This window comes from Micromonospora sp. H33, assembly GCF_052068455.1.
Classification (GTDB): Bacteria; Actinomycetota; Actinomycetes; order Mycobacteriales; family Micromonosporaceae; genus Micromonospora.
In genome coordinates this window covers 188874-207827 of sequence record NZ_JBQHDE010000009.1, presented here as the reverse complement: position 1 = coordinate 207827, position 18954 = coordinate 188874, and the positions used below count along the sequence as shown (strand labels likewise).

Genomic DNA, 18954 nt, shown 5'->3' with positions numbered 1-18954 from the left:
CCCCGCGGGTGCGCCGCGGGGCCGCCGGCCGGCGGTCAGCCGGCCCGGGCGGCGGGCGAGGCTACCCGGGCCCGACCGACGGCCACCAGCAGGGCCATGACGAGGTACGGGGCGGCGGCCACCGCGAACGCGGCGCCGTTGCCGGCGGCGGTGGCGAGCAGGCCGTACGCGGCGTAGACCGCGATGATCGTCAGGTCGGTCGCCATGCCGGCCAGCGAGGTGACGGTGGCCCGGCTCGGGCCGGTGATCCGGGCCTGGAGCCGGGCGTCCGCGAGCACGGTCGCCAGTTGGAAGCCGCAGAAAGCGGCGCCGACCAGCACGAACCCGGCCGGGCGGCCGAGCAGCGCGCCCGCGGCGAGCGCGACGGCCGATCCGGCGAGCAGCCCGCCGTACCCTCGGCGGCCGAGCCGCTCCCCCGCCGGGGCGAGCAGGCCACCGACCGCCACCCCGAGCCAGGTGAGCAGGAGCAGCAGTGGCACGGCCGGCTCGGACACGCCGGTGTCCCGGGCCAGCAGCGGGGTGTACTCGTCGAGCGCCCCCCACAGGGCGGCGACCGCGGCGACCAGCAGCACCGCCGCCCGGACCCGCCGGTCGGCGTGCGCCTCGGCGAGCCCGGCGCGCAGGCTGGTCCACCAGCCGGGACCGTCGCCGACGCTCGGCTCTTCCCGACGGTCGCCGAGGCCGCCGGTGTGGCGGTGCTCCGGCAGGCGGGTGGCGACCGCGGCGGCGAGCAGGCAGGCCAGCACGCTCGCCGCCCCGACGGCCGGGTAGCCGCCGACGGCCAGCACCGGTGCGGCCAGCACGATGGACGCCAGCACGCCGACGGTCTCCGCGGTCCGGGCCCGGCCGATGACGCGCGCGTACCAGCCGACGGCGCCCAGGTGGTCGAGTTCGGTGTAGACCAGCGCCTCCAGCGCGCCGGAGGCGAGCGCCCCACCGGCGCCCCAGAGCAGGAAGCCGACGGCGAACGCCGGGTACGACGGCACGAGCACCCAGAGGGCGAAGCCGGCCGCGGTCACCAGCGGAGCGAGGCAGAGCAGCAGCCGCCGCGAGAGCGCGTCGGCGAGCGCGCCGGAGGGGACCTCCAGCAGGATGCCGCTGGCCGACCAGATGACGAACAGGGTCGAGATCTGCCAGACCGACAGGCCGGTGTCGGCGAAGAGCAGCGCGTAGACGGGATAGAGCAGGACGAGGTCACGCAGGACCGCGTACGCGTAGAGGGTTGCCGCGAGCCGACGGACCCGGCGGTCGGGCGGACGGACGGTGCTGGGGGTCATGAAACCTTCCCGTGGGATGAGAGCGGACGCCGGACGAACGGCGACCGCGGCGGCCCACGGGACGGACTCTCAGCGGTGGATCAACATCGCCACGTCATGCCGGTGATGCTAGACGGCCACTGCGGTGGTGACCACACGGTTCGGGGCGGGATCCGTCGCGGATCCCGCCCCGAGCACCCGCCGGTCAGCGGCGGAACTTGTCGGCGTCCGCCGGCGGGATGACCACCGTCGCCTCGACGTCGTCCGGCGTCGGCTGCGTCGCGGCGCGCGAGGTGACCTGGGTGGCCTCCGGGTCGTCGGCGGAACGCGGCACGGGCACGGTCGGGTCGGCGCCCGTCGGCCTCGGCACGACCTGGGTGGTGTCGGCGGCACCGCCGAGGTGGGCCTCGGTGTCCCGGCGGCCGGCCTGGTAGGCGCGGGCGTGGGTGGCGATGGCGTGGGACTCCTGCTCGGCCCGGGCCAGCCACGACTCCCAGCGGCTCTGCATCGGACGGACCAGGCCGCCGCCGACCCCGACGACGAGGATGCCGCCGACGGTGGCGAGCACGGTCACGAGCACCGGGGTGGTGATCGTGGTGGCGACGCCGATCTGGTTCAGCGCGGCGATCACGCCGAGGCCGAGGATGAACACGTACGCGATGGTGGCCAGGATCCGCCCGTACGACAGGCCGCCCAGCGCGCCGCTGACGATGTCGCGGACCGCGTTGGCGATGGCGGCCGCGACCACCACGATGACGATCGCCACGAACGCCCGCGGCAGCCAGGCGATCACGCCGGCGATCAGGTCGGAGATCGGGTTCGGGCCCCAGATGCCGAAGGCGATCTGAAGCGTCACCAGCAGCACGCCGTAGTAGGCGAGCTTGGCCACAATGTCGCTGGCGTCATAGCGGGAGCGGGCGAGCGCCCGCCGGATGCCACCGCGCTCGACGGCGCGGTCGAAGCCGACCCGCTCCAGCACCTTGTCGACGATCTTGAGTACCGCCTTGGCGACCAGCCAGCCGACCACCAGGATGGCCACGAAGGCGAGCGCCTTGGGCAGGAAGAGCAGCACTGAGCGGAGGGCGTCCCCCGCCGCGTCACCGAAGTTCTCTGTCATAAGTTCCTCCAGGGGCATGCGGTTCGTTCGCCCGACCTACCCCTGCTGGCTTCGGCAGAAACACGGCGTCAGCGGCGGCAGTCGTACGTGACCACCGTCCGTGCCTGCGCCGGCGAGGGCGCGGTGATGTTGACCGTCGCCGTCTCCGCGGTGCGGCCCACCCCGCTGAACGTCCACCGCAGCGTCAGGTCCACGGTGGGCTGGCCGCGGCCCACCCGTTCGGTGAGCACCGCGCCCGGCGCGCTGCCGGAGCGCAGCCACTGGTAGCGGATCTCGCCGGCGCGGCCGTTGGTCGTCACGGTGGCGACCACGTCGACGGTGACGTCGCAGCGGTCACCGGCCGGCTCGGGCACGGCCACGGTCACGCCGGCGATCTCCAGTGGACTGAGCCGCTGCCACAGGTACCACCCGACGACCGCGACCAGCACCACCGTGAGCAGGGTGGACAGCACCGACGTCACGCGCCGCCAGAGCGGCCGGCGCCGGGGTGGCGGCGCGGGCGACGGCCAGGGCGGGGCGGCCGGCGGCGCGGCGGGCACACCCGGCCCGAACCGCACCTCACCGCCCGTCGCGGGAGGCGTGGCACCGGGGGTACGCGCGCCGACCACGCCGCCGTGGGACGCCGTCGTCTGCTCCCATGTCGGTGCGGAGCCGGCGAGGTGGACGGTGCGCTCCTCGACCGGCTCCGGCGTCCGCAGGTGCACGGTCGGCTGCCCCTCCGGGCCCCTCCCGGGGGCGGGGACGACCCGTGCGGTGGCAACGTCCGACCCGAGACGTGTGGTGGGCTGGTCGCGACCCAGGTGAACGGTCGCGCCCGCCGCGTCGAGTCGGGTCGTCGGCTCGTCGCCGCCGAGGCGGATGGTCGGCTCGTCCGGGCCGAGGCGCCCGGTGGGCTGGTCGTCCCACGGGTGCGGACGGCCCAGGTGCACGGTCGCGCCGTCGTCGGGTGTCCACCCGCCCGGCGTCGTCCGGTCGTCCGGCTGGGTCACGGCGGCCCGCCCTCCTGTCGGTGTGCCGGGCGTCGTCAGCCCGGGGTGCAGAACGGGTAGAGGGTCACGTGCACCGGGCCGCTTTCGGCCGAGGTGTTGCCGGCCCGGTCGGTCGCGGCCACCGTGACCGGGATGCGCGTGCTGTTGGCCGGCCGGGGCAGGTCGGCGATCACGCCGGTGAACACGCCCCGGCCGGCGGAGCTCATCGCGAGGTCGACGGTGCGGCCGTCCAGCCTGTACCGCAGGCGTACCCGCAGGTCCCCGGCGGCGGTGCGGTCGTCGGAGGCGGTGGCCGTGACGGTGCTGGCGGTGGGCCCGTACGGGCAGCCCTTCGGGTCGAGTTCGGTGGGGCTGGCGCCGACCTTGCCGACCGTCGGGGCACTCGTGTCCGGCGGGGGCGGCGGGCTGGTCGAGACGGTCGGGCGGGGTGCCGGCGGGGTGGTCGCCGGAGCCGCCGTCGCCGGTCCGCCCGGTGTGGTCGGAGTGCCGGTCGCGCCGCCGGTCGGTGCCGGAGTGGTCGGGCCGGCGGTCGGCGTGGCGGTGGCCGTCGGGTCGGGTGTCGCGGTCGGCGCCCCTGGCGCGGTGCCCGGATCCGCCGTGACGACGGTGCCGATGGTCGGCTCCGCGCCGGCCACCGCGGTGGAGACAAATTCCTCCCGCGCGGCGTAACTCAGTCCGGCGCCGCCCAGGACCACGGCCGCCGCCACCACGCCGGCCACCAGGGCGGGCCGGGCACGGCCGCCGCGCAGCCAGCCCCACCGGTCGGCACCGGAGCCCAGCGTCGTGGTCGCCACGCTGGTGGCGCCGCCGGTGTCGTCGCGGAACGGGAAGAGAGCGGCGAGCAGCGCCGCACGGCGGGCCAGCTCCCGCAGGCCCCGCTCCTCCCACTCCGGCCCGTACGCGTCCGCCGCCACCTGCTCCAGCACGGCGAGGAAGACCTCCGCCGGCTGGGGCCGCTCGTCCGGGCGCTTGGCCATGCCGTGCCGCAGCAGGTCGTGCACCGGCTCCGGGGCCGGGTCGGTGGGGATCGGCGCCTCCGCGTGCTGCCGGCGCAGCGTGAACAGGTCCCGACCGTCGTACGGGGGCCGGCCGGTCAGGCACTCGTAGAAGGTGGCGGTCGCGGCGTAGATGTCGCAGGCCGGGCTGGCCGGAGCACCGGTCCACTGCTCGGGCGCCATGTAGCGGGGCGTTCCGGACACGGTGGTGCCGGCGCCGGTGCCGACCGGCAGGGCGATGCCGAAGTCGGCGAGCTTGCTGGCACCCTCGGCGGTGACCAGCACGTTCTCCGGTTTGTAGTCCCGGTGCACCACACCACGGGTGTGGGCCACGCCGAGCCCCGCCAGGGATCCCTTGAGGACGACCAGCGCCGCCTCGGGGGTGGTGGCGCCGTTGGCGCGCAGCATCTGGCGCAGCGAGACCCCGTTGACCAGTTCCATGACGATGGCGGCGCCGCCGGGCGACTCGACGTACTCGTAGAGGCGCGACACGTGCGGGTTGTCGATCTCGGCCAGCAGGTGGGCCTCGGTGCGGAACGCGTCCCGGAACGACGGGGCGTCCCCCACGGCGCCGGTCAGGTACTTGATTGCCACCGGTGTGCCCGTCGCCTCGTGCACGGCCAGGTCGACCCGCCCGGACGCGCCCGCGCCGAGCTGCCGCACGGGCGTGTAGCCGGACACCTGCCAGCCGGTCACGACCACACCTCCCCGACCCCGACGGGGCGGGCCGACCGGCCGCCCCGCCGGTCATTGTGGTCCGGCCGGCACGCCGGGAAATCGGCGCAACGGCTGCTTCCCGGCCCCGGACGTCGGCCTGGCTGTGGACCCGCGACCGGGGTCGCGTACGCATGGTCGGTTACGGACACGGCCCAGTGGTAGCAGGTGCCCGCAACCCGACCGGCGGTGCGGCCCGCGGGTGAGGGCGGCCTACGGGCGGTGCGCGGCGTCGCGCCGCTGGCCGTCCCCGGTCGACGGCAGTGCGGCCTCGCCGCCGGCCCCGTCCGGTCCCGCGGCGGTATGCCCGAGCTTGTCGAAGAAGCGCAGCAACTCGACGGGGAACGGCATCACCAGGGTGCTGTTCTTCTCCGCCGCCACGTCCACCACGGTCTGCAGCAGCCGGAGCTGGAACGCCCCCGGTGTGGCGGCCATCGCCTGGGAGGCGTCGGCGAGCCGGCGGGACGCCTGGTACTCGCCGTCCGCGGCGATCACCCGGGCCCGCCGCTCCCGCTCGGCCTCGGCCTGGCGGGACATCGACCGCTTCATCCCCTCGGGCAGCGCGACGTCCTTGACCTCCACCCGTTCGATCAGCAGCCCCCACGGCTTCTCCGTGGGCGCGTCGATGACCGCCTTCAGCTCGGCGTTGATCTTGTCCCGGTCGCCGAGCAGGGTGTCCAGGTCGGCCTTGCCGATGACCGATCGCAGCGCGGTCTGCGCCACCTGGCGTACGGCCGAGGGGTAGTCGTGCACGTTGACGAGGGCCTTCACCGGATCGACGACCCGGTAGTAGACCACCGCGTCGACGGTGAGCGTCACGTTGTCGCGGGTGATGGCGCCCTGCGCCGGCACGCCCATCACCACGGTCTGCATGCTCACCCGCACCATCCGGTCGGCGATCGGGATGATGAACCGCAGTCCGGGCTCGCGGACCGGCGGCACCACCCGGCCGAAACGGAACACGACGCCCCGCTGGTACTGCTGGACCAGCCGGATGCTCAGCACGCCGAGCAGCGCGACGACCGCGACAACGATCACCACGCCGACGATGGCCGCTCCCATGGCACCCCCGATCCGGTACGACTTCCCGGGCGGCCCTTTCCCGCTGTGGCGGCGGATAGTCCTCCGCATCCGGAAGCGGGATGTCGGGGTCGTCAGGGACGGGCGTCGAGCAGCCGGTCCAGGTTCACGGCGGTGCTGATCAGCGACAGGTGGCTGAAGGCCTGCGGGAAGTTGCCCATCTGCTCACCGCTGGGGGCGATCTCCTCCGCGTACAGACCGAGCGGACTGGCGTACGTGAGCATCTTCTCGAAGGTCAACCGGGCGTCGTCGAGCCGGCCGGATTCGGCGAGGGCCTGCACGTACCAGAACGTGCACATCGTGAAGGTGGCCTCGTCGCCGGCCAGACCGTCCGGTGACGCGTCGGGGTTGTAGCGGTAGACGAGGCTGTCGGAGACGAGTTCGGAGTCCATGGCCCGCAGGGTCAACTGCCACATCGGGTCGGTCGGCGTCACGAAGCCGACCGAGGGCATGGCGAGCAGGGCGGCATCCAGGACGTCGGTCGCGTAGTGCTGCACGAAGGCGCCGCGGCCGGGGTGGAAACCCCGGGTCATGATCTGGTCGTAGATGGCGTTGCGGGCGGTGACCCAGCGGCCCGTGTCGGCGGGTCGGCCGTGGCGGTCCGCGAGGCGGATGGCCCGGTCGAGCGCCACCCACGACATCAGCCGCCCGTAGGTGTAGTCCTGGGGGCCGGCGCGGCTCTCCCAGATCCCGTCCTCGGGCTGGTCCCAGTTGTCGCAGAGCCAGTCGATGATGCGAACGATGCGCAGCCACGCCTGATGGGGGCCCTTCAGGCCGTGGCTGTCCGCGAGGTGGATGGAGTTGAGAGCCTCGCCGTAGATGTCCAGTTGCAGTTGCCGTGCCGCACCGTTGCCGACCCGCACCGGCCCGGACCCGCGGTACCCCTCCAGGTGGCCGAGCACCTCCTCCGTGAGATCGGGCGAGCCGTCGACGCGGTACATGATCTGCAGCGGCACTCCGTCCCGCTCCGCGTCCTGGACCCGATCGCCGAGCCACCGGAGATAGCCGGCGGCCTCGTCGGTGAAACCGAGACCGAGCAGCGCATGCACGGAGAACGACGCGTCGCGGATCCAGGTGTAGCGGTAGTCCCAGTTGCGTTCGCCGCCGACCTGCTCCGGCAGCCCGGCGGTGGGCGCCGCGATCAGGGCTCCGGTCGGGGCGTACGTCATGAGCTTGAGCGTCATCGCCGACCGCTCCACCATCTCCCGCCAGCGCCCGGTGTACCGGGACCGGTCGAGCCAGCGCCGCCAGAAGTCGCGCGTCTCCTCCAGCATCTCCCGCACCTCGTCCGGACTGTAGGCGCGGGGCGGATCCGGCGAATTGGTCTCCAGGACCACTCCCCCGGCCTCGCCCTCATGGAGCGTGGCGACCACACAGAGGCCCTCTTCGGTGCGCCGGCGTTCATGCTCCTCGGACAGGCGCTCGGCGTACCGGATGGTGCCCAGGGTGAGCGACTGCGTGGTACTGCGCAGGACGCTGCCGTCGGGGTACGCCTCCAGCTTGTACGGATCGCGGCCGTAGTTGAAACGCGGCCGGCAGTCGGCCCGGAACCGCATGCTGCCCCGGACAACCCGGAGCATCCGGACCAGACGGTGACGATCGGTGGGTCGGTCTCCCGCCACCGGCATGAAGTCGACCAGCTCGCCGACGCCGTCAGAGCTGAGGAAGCGGGTGATCAGGATCGGGGTCCCCGGCAGGTACAGCTGCTTGCTCGTGTAGTCGACGCCGTCGGGCGAGATTTGGAAGTAGCCGCCGCGACGCCGATCGAGCAGGCCGCCGAAGATGCTCGGCGAGTCGAAGCGCGGCGCGCAGAACCAGTCCAGGGTGCCGTTGATGCTCACCAGCGCAGCGGTCTGCAGGTCGCCGATCAGCCCGTGCGCCTCCACCGCAGGGTACGAGTCCACCAGACCTCCCCAGTCTTCCCCCGACCCCGCCGACTACCCCCGACCTCACGGGCCACACCTCACATCCGGTACCGGCCGGGAAGCCGCGTGCCGCCAGGGCGAACCGGTCAGCGCTCGGGCCGACGCCGACCCGGGCTACCCGTTCCGCGCGCACCTGCGGCACGTCGGCGGGGCGATCGAGGAGTGACGAATCCGCAGGTACGGCGGCACGTGAGGGTGGTCATAACGGCTGGACGGCACACCGTCACCCGCTGCTAGTCTCGTCCGCAGGTCATGAGTGCCAGCGCGAAGCCCCGGCTTGCTGGCCGGCAACCCTCGTCCACGTAGGGGTGCCCCGGGTGAGGACCAGGCACCGGAGCGGGCTCCGGTGCAAGCGTGGCCTGGTTCCCCAGGTCAGCACCGACCTGGAGGAGAGCCATGTACGTCCGCATCGACGCCCCGCCGCCGGCCCTGACCCGGCGCCGTCACGTCGACATGATGCGGGTCTGCAGCGCCGCGTGTAGCTGAGCGCCACACTCCCTCGCACCGAACCTTCCCAGCGGTCCGCCCACCGGCGCACCGTCGGCGGCGCACGCCCGTGCCCGCCCGGACAACCCACTCGGAGACACCTGTGCGATTCGTTCCCGCCCTGACCCGGGCCGCCGCCCTCGCCGTCGCCGCCGTCCTCGGCGCCGCCACCCTCACCGCCTGCGGCGGTGACGACGCCGCCGGCTCGGCGGACAACCCCTACGACCTGCTCCAGCCCGGCGTGCTGCGCGCCGGCACGCTCACCGACGCGCCACCGAACGTGTACCTCAAGGACGGGAAGTTCACCGGCTTCGACAACGACCTGCTGGTCGCGGCGGCCGCGAAGATCGGCCTGAAGGTGGAGTTCGTCGGCACCGACTTCTCGGCGCTGCTCTCGCAGGTCGCCAACCGCAAGTTCGATGTCGGAAGCTCGTCGATCACCATCACCGAGGCGCGGAAGAGGACCGTCGACTTCGGCAACGGCTACGACTTCGGCTACTTCGGACTCGACGTGCCGGCCGGCTCCCCCATTACCGGCTTCGACCAGCTCAAGGGCAAGCGGGTGGTGGTCGTCCAGGGCACCGTCCAGGACGACTACGCCACCCGGGAGGGTCTCGACCCGGTCCGGGTGCCGGACTACAACGGCGCACTCAACCAGCTCAAGGCGGGCACCGCCGACGCCTGGATCGCCCCCGCCGAGATCGGCGACAAGTCGGCCGCGGACAGCAACGGCAAGATCACCGTGGCGGCGAAGGAGCTCAGCCCCGCGCCGACCGCGTACGCGTTCGCCAAGGGCAACGACAAGCTGCGCGAGGCGCTGGACAAGGCGCTCGACGAGGTGATCGCGGACGGCACCTGGACGCGACTCCAGCAGCAGTACTACCCGGGTCGACCGATCCCGGCGGACTTCAAGCCGGGCAGCGGCACGGTCACGGTCAGCTGACAAGGAAGGGCCCCTTTTAAACGCCTGGCGAGGTGAAGGGGCCCCTTCTTAACAGGAACCAGGAAAGAGCGAGCGGGGCGGTAGGAGAAGCCACTGATGGATCCGTTGAGCACCCTGTGGGAGACCTTCTTCGACTGGGAGTCGATGCGGGAAGCGCTGCCCGAGATGCTGACCGTCGGGCTGCCCAACACCCTGATCCTGGCGGTCTCCGCCGCCCTGCTCGGCACCGTGCTGGGCCTGCTGCTGGCGGTCGCGGGCATCTCGCGTACGCGTTGGTTGCGCTGGCCGGCCCGTGTCTACACCGACGTCTTCCGCGGCCTGCCGGCGGCGGCGACGATCCTGCTGATCGGCGTCGGGCTGGCGCCGTTCGGGATGGAGGTGTGGGGTCCGAACCCCTACCCCCTCGGCATCCTGGCGCTGTCGCTGATCGCGGCGGCGTACATCGGGGAGATCTTCCGGTCCGGCATCCAGTCGGTGGAGGCCGCCCAGGTGGAGGCAGCCCGGGCCCTCGGCTTCTCCTGGGGGGAGGCGATGCGGGTCGTGATCATCCCGCAGGGCGTCCGCCGCGTGCTGCCCGCGTGGGTCAACCAGCTCATCGCGCTGATCAAGGACTCCAGCCTGGTGTACTTCCTCGGGTTGCTGGCCAGCCAGCGGGAGCTGTTCCGGATCGGGCAGGACTACGCGGCGAACACCGGCAACCAGTCGGCGCTGCTGCTGGCCGGCCTGTTCTATCTGGCGCTGACCGTGCCGCTGACCCATGCGGTCAACTGGATCGACCGGCGGCTGCGGCACGGGCGTCCGGCCGGCTCACCCGGCGACGAGGACGACGACCTGACGTTCGCCGGTGCGGTGGAGGGGAGCCCACGATGAGTACGTCGGTCAGTGTGAGCCTTCGCGACGTGCACCTCGCGTTCGGCCGGAACCGGGTGCTGCGCGGCGTCGACCTGGACGTGCCGAGCGGGGCCACCGCGTGCGTGATCGGCCCGTCCGGGTCCGGCAAGTCCACTCTGTTGCGGACGATCAACCGGCTCATCGAGCCGGACAGTGGCGACGTGCTCCTCGACGGCCGCAGCGTGCTGGGCGACGACCCGGACCGGTTGCGGCAGCGGGTCGGCATGGTGTTCCAGCAGTTCAACCTGTTCCCGCACATGAGCGTGCTGCGCAACGTCACCCTCGCGCTGCGGCGGATCCGGAAGCTGCCCGAGGACGAGGCGGTCGCGGTGGCCCGGCACCACCTGGACCGGGTGGGGCTCGCCGCGAAGGCGGACGCCCGGCCGGCGCAGCTCTCCGGCGGGCAGCAGCAGCGGGTCGCCATCGCCCGCGCGCTCGCGTTGCAGCCGCAGGTGATGCTCTTCGACGAAGCGACGTCGGCGCTGGACCCGGAACTGGTCAAGGGTGTGCTGTCGCTGATGGCGGAGCTGTCCGCGGGCGGCATGACGATGGTGGTGGTCACCCACGAGATGGGCTTCGCCCGCGAGGTGGCCGACACGGTCGCGTTCATGGACCGGGGCGTGGTGCTGGAGGCGGGGGCGCCGGAAGCCGTGTTCGAGGCCGCCGAGCACCCCCGGCTGCGCCAGTTCCTCTCCCAGGTCCTCTAGCCTTCGGCGCCAGAGCACCGGCCGTCGTGGTCATTGCGACGCCGGCAGCGGCCGGCGTCGTCGAGCCGGGCGTCACACCACACCCGGGTACGGAGGAACTGGCGGTCCTCCTCGCTGAGGGTGGTCTCCCCGGAGTCGACGGCGGTGACGTGCCCGAGCGAGTCGCGCAGTGCGAAGGCGAGTCTGGTGGTCTCGTCGAGGCTGGTCAGGGTGTGGGCAGGTGGATGACCCAGCGGGGTGCGGTCATCGCGGCCACCGGCTGTTCGGTGAACCGGGGACGGTGTGACGGCAGTCGGTGTGCCGGGACTGCCACTGCCGCAGGGCTTGGCGGATGCGTTCGGCCTCGGTGTTGGCGGTGGCCCGCTCGCTGTGCAAGCGGTCGAGTTCGTCGGCAACCCGGTTGAGGAAGTCGTGCACCTGTTCGGGGTCGAGACCGCGCCAGCGGGTGTCGAAGGCGGCGGCGCGGAGGTGGTACGGGCGCAGACGCTCCCCCGTCGTGTAGATCATCGCAGCGGTGCCTCCTGCTTGGCGATCAGCATGTCGATCTGCCGATCTCGTCGTCGATCGAGCCATGTCCCTGGCTCGTGGCGTGGCGCCGAGGCGGGCGGGAGCAGTGCGCGTCGTTCGGGTCGACACCACCGGAGCCAGCACCCGCCCCGGGCCATGCACTGAGCCTCGGCGAGGAGCTGACCAGGAACTACAGCGTCCGAGGGGCCGCTCCGACGCAGGAATGAGGCATCTGCGTACTCAGCCGGTCGACGAACTGTCACTAGAGTGGCGGGTGGACCGGAGGGAGACGTCCGTGCCTTTGAAGCGACACCGGCTCTCCCAGCGGCGGAAGGCCCTCGGGTACAGCCAGGAGCGCTTGGCCGACATCCTTGATGTCGAGCGGTCGACTGTGGTGCGCTGGGAGAATGCCGAGACGGATCCCCAGCCGTGGCATCGGACCCGGATCGCTTCCGCACTCGGCGTTACGCTCGAACAGCTCGACGACATGCTCGCCGACGTGTCGGTGGCAAGGCATCGAGGACAGGCCATGCTGGCATGAGCCAACGAGGCGTGCTGGCCCTGGTCGTCTGCGCCGCTCCCCCGGTGTTGAGGATCGGTGAGCTGATCGGGCTCCTACAGGAGGACGGCTGGACGGTCTGCCTCACCGCCACGCCGACCGCCGCGACCTGGATCGATCGAGAGGCACTCGCCCAGCAGACCGGCTACCCGGTTCGGGTGGAATGGCGCAAGCCCGGCGAACCCGAGCCACATCCGCCGGCTACCGCCGTCGCCGTGGTACCGGCGACGTTCAACGTCATCAACAAGTGGGCTCAGGGAATCAACGACACGCTCGCTCTCGGCATCCTCAACGAGGCGCCCGGCGGCGGCATCCCGGTGTACGCGTTCCCGAACGTCAAGGCACAGCTCGCCGCGCATCCGAGCTACGACCGGCACCTGCGGCTGCTCCGGGACGCGGACGTCGTCATTGCACCACTTCCTGCCGAGCTGAGTTGGCGAACTGTCGTCGACCGGCTCGACACGCCGGCATAGCTATCCCGCTACGGCGTTCAGCGCACCCGCGATCGGCGCTGACCTCTAGCGCGACCACCCTTCTTGGCAATATTCTCCACCTCACGCCCGGCCTTTGGAGCTGGTTTTCACGCGGCTCACCGCACCCCCGCGAGCCGGGCGCGGAGGAGATGCCATGCATGTCGAGCAGAGCGAACTGGACCGCCGTACGCTGCTGAGGGCCGGCCTCGGCGCCGCCACCGTGGCGGTGGTCGGGAGCGAACTCGCCTTTCCCGCCGCCGCCCACGCCGACCCCGGCGCCGATCTGGACTGGATCTACAGCTGCGACGAGTGGGGTGCGCGCCCGCCGAAGGACCCCCTGGTCGTCAGCGCGATCCCGACCAACAAGATCATCGTGCACCACATGGCGTTCCCGAACGTCACCGACTACAGCGAGGCGCAGGCGATCAAGCTGGCCCGCGACTGCCAGAACCTGCACATCGACGGCAACGGCTGGTCCGACACCGGCCAGCACTTCACGGTCAGCCGCGGCGGGTACGTCCTGGAGGGACGGCGGGGCAGCCTGGAGCGGTTGCAGGCCGGCGACCGGCAGATGGTCTCCGCCCACTGCCCCGGCGAGAACGGCCGCTCCATCGGCATCGAGAACGAGGGCACCTACGTCACCGAGACGCCGCCCGAGGCGCTGCTCGACTCGCTGGTGAAGCTCTGCACGACCATCTGCCGGCAGTACGGGCTGCACGCCCACGACATCTTCGGCCACTGGGACTTCCGGAACACGCTGTGCCCCGGGGCCGCCTTCTACCGCCAGTTCCCGATGCTGCGCCGTCGGGTCTTCGCGGCGCTCGGCACGGACCTCGCCGACGTGCCGGCCCGCCGCTGGCCGGACCTGTGGCGGTTCGTCGGGTCGCCGTCGGTCCGGGTGGCGCAGTACCTGCTCGCCCACCGCGGGTACGCGGTGACGCCGACCAGCGTCTTCGACGCCGCCACCGTGACCGCCGTGCAGGACTGGCAGGCACGCAACGGCATCCCGGTGGACGTGGACGCCACCCTCACCCCGCCCACCTGGGAGTCCCTGGTGCCGGAGCTGGACAAGGACGCCAGCGGCCTGCCGGTCAGCGCGGCGCAGTTCATGCTCAACACCAAGGGGTACGCCGACGTCGCGGTCACCGGCGAGTACGACTACGTCACCAAGAAGGCGGTCAAGGATCTGCAGGCCCTGCACGACCTGCCCGAGGACGGCAAGCTCACCACCGGCACCTGGTGCGTGCTGGTCGGCGGCTCGGTCCGCCAGTCCTACCGCTGACGGGCTCCGCTACGCGGTGGAGGTGGTCGACCGCCTCCACCGCGACGGCGGCGACGCGTGGGCGCACGCGTCGTTGTCCGGCACCCGATCGTTTGCCACGATGATGCTGGCTACGACCAAGGAGGGTGTGCCCGTGCAGACCAAGCTGAACCCGTACCTCAACTTTCCCGGCACGGCGCGGCAGGCGATGGATTTCTACCAGGGCGTCTTCGGCGGGAGCCTGAATCTGAACACGTTCGGCGAGTTCGGCAACGACGACCCGGCACTGAAGGACAAGATCATGCACGCCATGCTGGAGGCCTCGAACGGCATCACGCTGATGGCCTCCGACATCGCCCCCGGGATGGAACTTCAACCCGGTACCAACATCGCCATCAGCCTCAGTGGCGACGACGGCGACGAGCTGCGCGGCTACTGGGACAAGCTGTCCACCGGCGGCACCGTCACCATGCCGCTGGAGAAGCAGATGTGGGGCGACGAGTTCGGCATGTGCGTCGACCGGTTCGACATCCCGTGGATGGTCAACATCACCCAGCCCCAGGGCTGACCGCTCTCCGTCGGGTGTAGCCGGGGCGCCACGGGGTATGGCCCCGCGTGACCGGCGTCCACGACCTCCGCGTCCGCCCGGACCTGCGGTACGTGGCGAGCGGGTGGAGCACCCTGGTCACCGACGTGCGCGGTCGCGTCACGGGCGCCGACCCGCAGGGCTTCTTCGCGCGCAACACCCGGGTCCTCAGCCGCGAGCGGATCACCGTCGACGGCCGGGAGCCGGTGCCCTTCAGCACGGCGAGCGTGGGCGCCCACGCCATGCTGTCGTACGCCGAACTCGGCGACGGCGAGGCGCTGCCCTCCCGCGCGGCGTACCTGATCGTCGAGCGCTTCGTCGGCGAGGGGCTGCGGACCCGGCTGACCGTGGCGAGCTACGCCGCCGAACCGCTGGACCTGCGGCTGCGGGTCGAACTCGCCGCCGACTTCGCCGACACCAGCGAGGCCGAGAGCGGCCGCCGGCTCCAGTTCGGGGACGTCGACACGCGGTGGGACGCGGCGACGCAGGAGCTGCGCCTGACGTACCGGTGCGACGGGCTCGACCGGGCGGTGGTGATCCGGGCGTGCGCCGACGCGCCGGTCCGGTACGCCGACGGCGCGCTGGCCGTCGACGTGGCGGTGCCACCCCGGGAGTGCCGGCAGGTGGACCTCGTCGTCGAGCCGGTCGTCGACGGCCGGCGCCTCCCCGCCCCGCCACCGACCTTCGCCGAGCCGGACGACGCGGCCGCGGCGGCGCGCGACCGCCTCGCCCGCGAGCTCACGCGGCTCCGCAGCGCCAACGTCGACGTCACGGCGGCCTGGGGGTGCGCGGTGGACGACCTGGCCCGGCTCCCCCTCGGTGAGGAGGCGGGGCCGACGGCGCCCATCGCCGGACTGCCGATCTACCAGGAGATCTTCGGGCGCGACACGATGACCGCGTCGTGGCAGGCCCTCCTCGCCGGGCCGACGATGCTGGCCGACAGCCTGCGACTCAACGCCCGCCACCTCGGGCGCCGGGTGGACGACTGGCGGGACGAGGAGCCGGGCAAGCCGCTGCACGAGGCCCGCCGGGGCCCGGTGTCCGTCCTCGGGATCGACCCCTTCGTCCACTACCACGGCGACTGGTCGACCGCGCCGGACTTCCTGGTCTTCCTCGGCCAGTACCTCGCCTGGACGGGGGATCTCGACACGGTGCGGGACCTCCTGCCGGCGGCGAGCCGGTGCCTGCGGTGGATCGACCGGTACGGGGACCTCGACGGGGACGGCTTCCTCGAGTACCACTGCCGCTCCCGCGCCGGCCTGAAGAACCAGGGCTGGAAGGACTCGGACACCGCCGTCGTCGACGAACACGGCCGGGTGGTGCCGAACCCGATCGCGAGCAGCGAGTTGCAGGCCTACTGGTACGCCGCGCTGCGGCACTCTGCCGTAGCGTTCGCCGTGGCCGGCCGTCCCGCGTTCGCCGCGGGCCTGGTGCGCCGGGCCGCCGCGCTGAAGCGGCGCTTCCACCGGGCGTACTGGATGCCCGACCACGGCTGTTACGCGATGGCGCTCGGACCGGACAAGCGGCAGGTCCGCTCGGTCAACTCCAACGACGGGCACCTGCTCGCCACCGGCATCGTGCCGGCCCGCATCGCGCCGGTGGTTGCCGACCGGCTGATGGCACCCGACATGTTCAGCGGCTGGGGCGTCCGTACGCTCTCCAGCGCGCACCCGGCGTACAACCCGTTCAGCTACCACCGCGGCAGCGTCTGGCCGGTCGAGGCGGGCACCATCGGCCTGGGGCTCGCCCGGTACGGTTGCTGGTCGCACCTGCACCGCCTGGCCGAAGGGATGTTCGCGGCGGCGACGCTGTTCGACGACCACCGCCTGCCGGAGGTGCTCAGCGGCCTGCCACGCGACCACGACCACCCGCACCCCGGCGTCTACCCGAACTCCTGCTCCCCACAGGCCTGGTCGGCCAGTTCCGTCATCGCGCTGATCCAGGCCCTCCTGGCGCTGCGCCCGGCCGCACCCCTGCGGACGATCTTCATCGACCCGCACCTCCCCGAGTGGCTGCCCCGGCTCACCCTCGAAGGGGTACGGGTCGGCGGCGCCACCGTCGACCTCACCCTGCGGCGCCGGCGCGGCGGGCGCACCTCCGTCCGTGTCCGCGGCGACCGCATCGCGGTGATCCGCCGCCCCACCCTGCAGGCGATGGCCACCCGCCATCGGATCTAACGTCGACACCGATCAGAAGGGAACATCATGACCCACGTCACGATCATCGGGAACGGCAAGATGGGCCAGGCCCTGGCCGAAGTCGTCACCGCCGGCGGCAACACCGTGGACGTGCTCGGTCACGCCGAGGTACACCAGCCGGCAGCCGGGCAGATCGTCATCCTCGCCGTCCCCTACCCGGCGGTCAGCGAGGTGCTCGCCGCCCAGCGCGAGAACCTCGCCCGGAAGGTCGTCGTCGACATCACCAACCCGCTGAATTTCGACACCCTCGACTCGCTCGTCGTCCCGCCGGACAGTTCGGCCGCCGCGGAGATCGCCAGAGCGCTGCCGCAGTCGCGGGTCGTGAAGGCGTTCAACACCAATTTCGCGGCTACCCTCAAGGCGAGGAAGGTCGGATCACAGCCGGTCGTCGTTCTCATGGCCGGCGACGACGCGCCCGCCAAGGCGCTCCTCGCCGATGTGGTCGAGCCCGGTGGTCTGAAGGCGGTCGACGCTGGCCCGCTACGTCGCGCCCGGGAACTTGAAGCCATGGGCTTCCTGGAGATCACCCTGGCCGCCGCCCAGAAGCTTCCGTGGGACGGTGGTTTCGGCGTCGTGACCTGAACGGGGTCAGCCGGTTGTTGCGTCAAATTTAACGAAGTATGACGATTGATGGTCAGGGGGGCCCTTCCAACAAGGAGGTTCTTCATGACCGAAGTGACTGAGGCCCCGGACGTCCGCAACTATCAACTAGGCAAGAGTCGCCCTCCGCTCACCATCGCGGACCTGCCCGAGCCGGAAGAGGTGTTCGGCGTACGCAAGCTCGGGCTCCCCCAGCTGTTCAAGTACGCGCTGGGCCCGAGCCTGATCGCTCTCGGCATCTCCATCGGCAGCGGGGAATGGCTGCTCGGCCCGCAGGCGGTGGGACAGTTCGGCTTCGTCGGCGTCGGATGGGTGATCCTCGTCTCGGCCGTCCTGCAGACGTTCTACAACGTCGAGTCATCGCGGTACGTGATGGCCACGGGCGAGGCGCCTGTGGTCGGTTGGGGGCGGGTGCCTCCGGGCTACCTGCTCTGGGTGCCGCTGTCGGTGTTCCTGGTCATCTTCGCGTTCATCGCCGGCGGCTGGGCCGCGTCCGCTGGCCAGGGCATGTACGCGCTGGTTCACGGCGAGGTGGCGGCGGCCGGAGCCGAGGAGCCGCGGCTCTGGGCGATCGCCCTGCTGGTGCTGGTCTTCCTCATGACCGCGGCGGCCAGACGGATCAGTCGCACCCTTGAACTGGCCAACTGGGTGATGGTCGGGACCATCCTGGTCGCCCTGCTGTTCGTCACCCTGCTCGTGGTGCCCGGGAGCCTGTGGTGGGAGGGCATCCGCGGATTCTTCACCCCGGCCGCGCCGCCCGCCGGCATCACGGCGACCCAGCTCGGCGGGCTCGCCGGCTTCACCGCCCTCGCCTCCGGCCTGAACTGGTACGTGATGGGGCACTACCGGGACAAGGGTTACGGCATGGGCTACCGCACCGGTTACATCTCCGGACTGCGCGGCGATCGGCGCGAGCTGCTCGCCAGTGGAGTCACCTTCCCGGACGACCCTGTCAACGCCGCCCGGTGGAAGCGGTGGTACCGGCTGCTGCTCACCGACATGTGGGGCGTCTTCTTCGTCGGGGCCATGCTGGGCATGCTCCTGCCCACCATCCTGATGGCACAGGCGGTGCAACTGTCCGGGCAGAAACCGACCCAGGCCACCGTGCCGACCTTCGTCGCCACCGCGCTCGAACCCGAGTACGGCAAGGTGATGTTCTACGGGATGCTGCTGATCGGCGTACTCGTCCTGTTCAGCACCCAGCTCGGCATCTTCGAGGCGATGGTGCGGGTGACCACCGACGCCGCCCACGCCACGAGTCCGCGGCTGCGGCGCCTGATCGAGGGCGACCCCCGCCGGTTCTACTACCCGTTCATGCTCCTGCTGCTGGTGATCATCGCCGTCGTCCTGCACCTCGCGCTGCCGGTCAGCCTGGTGCAGTGGTCGGCGAACATGTCCAACCTGGGCGCGCTGATCTTCCCGTTCATGCTGATCTACCTGAACAGCAGACTGCCGCGCGCCGCGCGCCCGCGGGCGTGGCATTACGTACTGCTGATCATCAATGTGATCTTCTTCGGTTTCTTCTTCGTCAACTTCATCGCCGACTTCGTCGGTAACCCGCTGGTCACGTTCTGATCGGCGAGCTGTCGTTTCAAGCCCCGGTGCCGACCAGGGCACCGCCGCCGGTCGCAACCGGGCGTCGCGACCGGCGGCGGTGGGCCCTACGC

General features: G+C 71.8%; 17 protein-coding genes and 1 riboswitch. Of the genes, 10 read left to right on the top strand and 7 right to left on the bottom strand.

The window, feature by feature from the left end:
• Window positions 1-35: 35 nt before the first annotated feature.
• From ACTMS0_RS20630 to ACTMS0_RS20605, 6 genes are all read right to left on the bottom strand, one after another.
• Entirely contained in the window at window positions 36-1277 is a 1242-nt protein-coding gene (locus tag ACTMS0_RS20630) for an MFS transporter (protein ID WP_441156867.1), read from the bottom strand.
• Between the two features lie 184 nt (window positions 1278-1461).
• Window positions 1462-2373, bottom strand: a complete 912-nt coding sequence (locus tag ACTMS0_RS20625) for a mechanosensitive ion channel family protein (RefSeq protein ID WP_441156866.1) — start codon at window positions 2371-2373, stop codon at window positions 1462-1464.
• Window positions 2374-2441: 68 nt separating this feature from the next.
• Complete coding sequence (locus tag ACTMS0_RS20620; RefSeq protein WP_441156865.1) at window positions 2442-3362, bottom strand: hypothetical protein; 921 nt, start codon at window positions 3360-3362, stop codon at window positions 2442-2444.
• 35 nt (window positions 3363-3397) lie between these two features.
• Window positions 3398-5053: a serine/threonine-protein kinase gene (locus tag ACTMS0_RS20615; protein WP_441156864.1), complete on the bottom strand. Its 1656-nt coding sequence runs from the start codon at window positions 5051-5053 to the stop codon at window positions 3398-3400.
• 231 nt (window positions 5054-5284) lie between these two features.
• A complete protein-coding gene (locus ACTMS0_RS20610; RefSeq protein WP_441156863.1) occupies window positions 5285-6133 on the bottom strand; it encodes a slipin family protein in 849 nt (282 codons plus the stop codon).
• 92 nt (window positions 6134-6225) lie between these two features.
• Window positions 6226-8055 carry a glycoside hydrolase family 15 protein gene (locus ACTMS0_RS20605; RefSeq protein WP_441156862.1) on the bottom strand — a complete coding sequence of 610 codons (1830 nt, stop codon included), beginning with the start codon at window positions 8053-8055 and terminating at the stop codon, window positions 6226-6228.
• 269 nt (window positions 8056-8324) lie between these two features.
• Window positions 8325-8437: riboswitch (SAM riboswitch) on the top strand.
• A 228-nt stretch (window positions 8438-8665) separates the two neighbouring features.
• Between ACTMS0_RS20605 and ACTMS0_RS20600 the strand changes: the two genes are divergently transcribed.
• From ACTMS0_RS20600 to ACTMS0_RS20590, 3 genes are all read left to right on the top strand, one after another.
• Window positions 8666-9505: an ABC transporter substrate-binding protein gene (locus tag ACTMS0_RS20600; protein WP_441156861.1), complete on the top strand. Its 840-nt coding sequence runs from the start codon at window positions 8666-8668 to the stop codon at window positions 9503-9505.
• A 96-nt stretch (window positions 9506-9601) separates the two neighbouring features.
• Window positions 9602-10375, top strand: a complete 774-nt coding sequence (locus ACTMS0_RS20595; RefSeq protein WP_441156860.1) for an amino acid ABC transporter permease — start codon at window positions 9602-9604, stop codon at window positions 10373-10375.
• Window positions 10372-11103: an amino acid ABC transporter ATP-binding protein gene (locus ACTMS0_RS20590; RefSeq protein ID WP_441156859.1), complete on the top strand. Its 732-nt coding sequence runs from the start codon at window positions 10372-10374 to the stop codon at window positions 11101-11103. The genes ACTMS0_RS20595 and ACTMS0_RS20590 overlap by 4 nt, the downstream gene beginning before the upstream one ends.
• Before the next feature lie 243 nt (window positions 11104-11346).
• On the opposite strand, the gene ACTMS0_RS20585 is transcribed toward ACTMS0_RS20590, so the two are convergent.
• Entirely contained in the window at window positions 11347-11610 is a 264-nt protein-coding gene (locus ACTMS0_RS20585) for a DivIVA domain-containing protein (RefSeq protein ID WP_441156858.1), read from the bottom strand.
• A gap of 295 nt (window positions 11611-11905) precedes the next feature.
• Between ACTMS0_RS20585 and ACTMS0_RS20580 the strand changes: the two genes are divergently transcribed.
• The 7 genes from ACTMS0_RS20580 to ACTMS0_RS20550 all read left to right on the top strand — a co-directional run bounded on the left by ACTMS0_RS20580 (window position 11906) and on the right by ACTMS0_RS20550 (window position 18862).
• On the top strand, window positions 11906-12151 hold the full coding sequence (locus ACTMS0_RS20580; RefSeq protein ID WP_441156857.1) for a helix-turn-helix transcriptional regulator: 246 nt from the start codon (window positions 11906-11908) through the stop codon (window positions 12149-12151).
• Window positions 12148-12642, top strand: a complete 495-nt coding sequence (locus ACTMS0_RS20575) for a flavoprotein (protein ID WP_441156856.1) — start codon at window positions 12148-12150, stop codon at window positions 12640-12642. Before ACTMS0_RS20580 ends, ACTMS0_RS20575 begins: the two co-directional genes overlap by 4 nt.
• 154 nt (window positions 12643-12796) lie before the next feature.
• Window positions 12797-13924: a peptidoglycan recognition protein family protein gene (locus ACTMS0_RS20570; RefSeq protein WP_441156855.1), complete on the top strand. Its 1128-nt coding sequence runs from the start codon at window positions 12797-12799 to the stop codon at window positions 13922-13924.
• A 16-nt stretch (window positions 13925-13940) separates the two neighbouring features.
• Entirely contained in the window at window positions 13941-14471 is a 531-nt protein-coding gene (locus ACTMS0_RS20565; RefSeq protein ID WP_441156854.1) for a VOC family protein, read from the top strand.
• 47 nt (window positions 14472-14518) lie between these two features.
• On the top strand, window positions 14519-16666 hold the full coding sequence (locus tag ACTMS0_RS20560) for an amylo-alpha-1,6-glucosidase (RefSeq protein ID WP_441156853.1): 2148 nt from the start codon (window positions 14519-14521) through the stop codon (window positions 16664-16666).
• Window positions 16667-16693: 27 nt separating this feature from the next.
• Window positions 16694-17269 (top strand): NADPH-dependent F420 reductase, encoded by a 576-nt coding sequence (locus tag ACTMS0_RS20555; protein ID WP_441156852.1) that lies wholly within the window; start codon window positions 16694-16696, stop codon window positions 17267-17269.
• Between the two features lie 84 nt (window positions 17270-17353).
• On the top strand, window positions 17354-18862 hold the full coding sequence (locus ACTMS0_RS20550) for an Nramp family divalent metal transporter (RefSeq protein WP_441156851.1): 1509 nt from the start codon (window positions 17354-17356) through the stop codon (window positions 18860-18862).
• Window positions 18863-18954 lie beyond the last annotated feature (92 nt).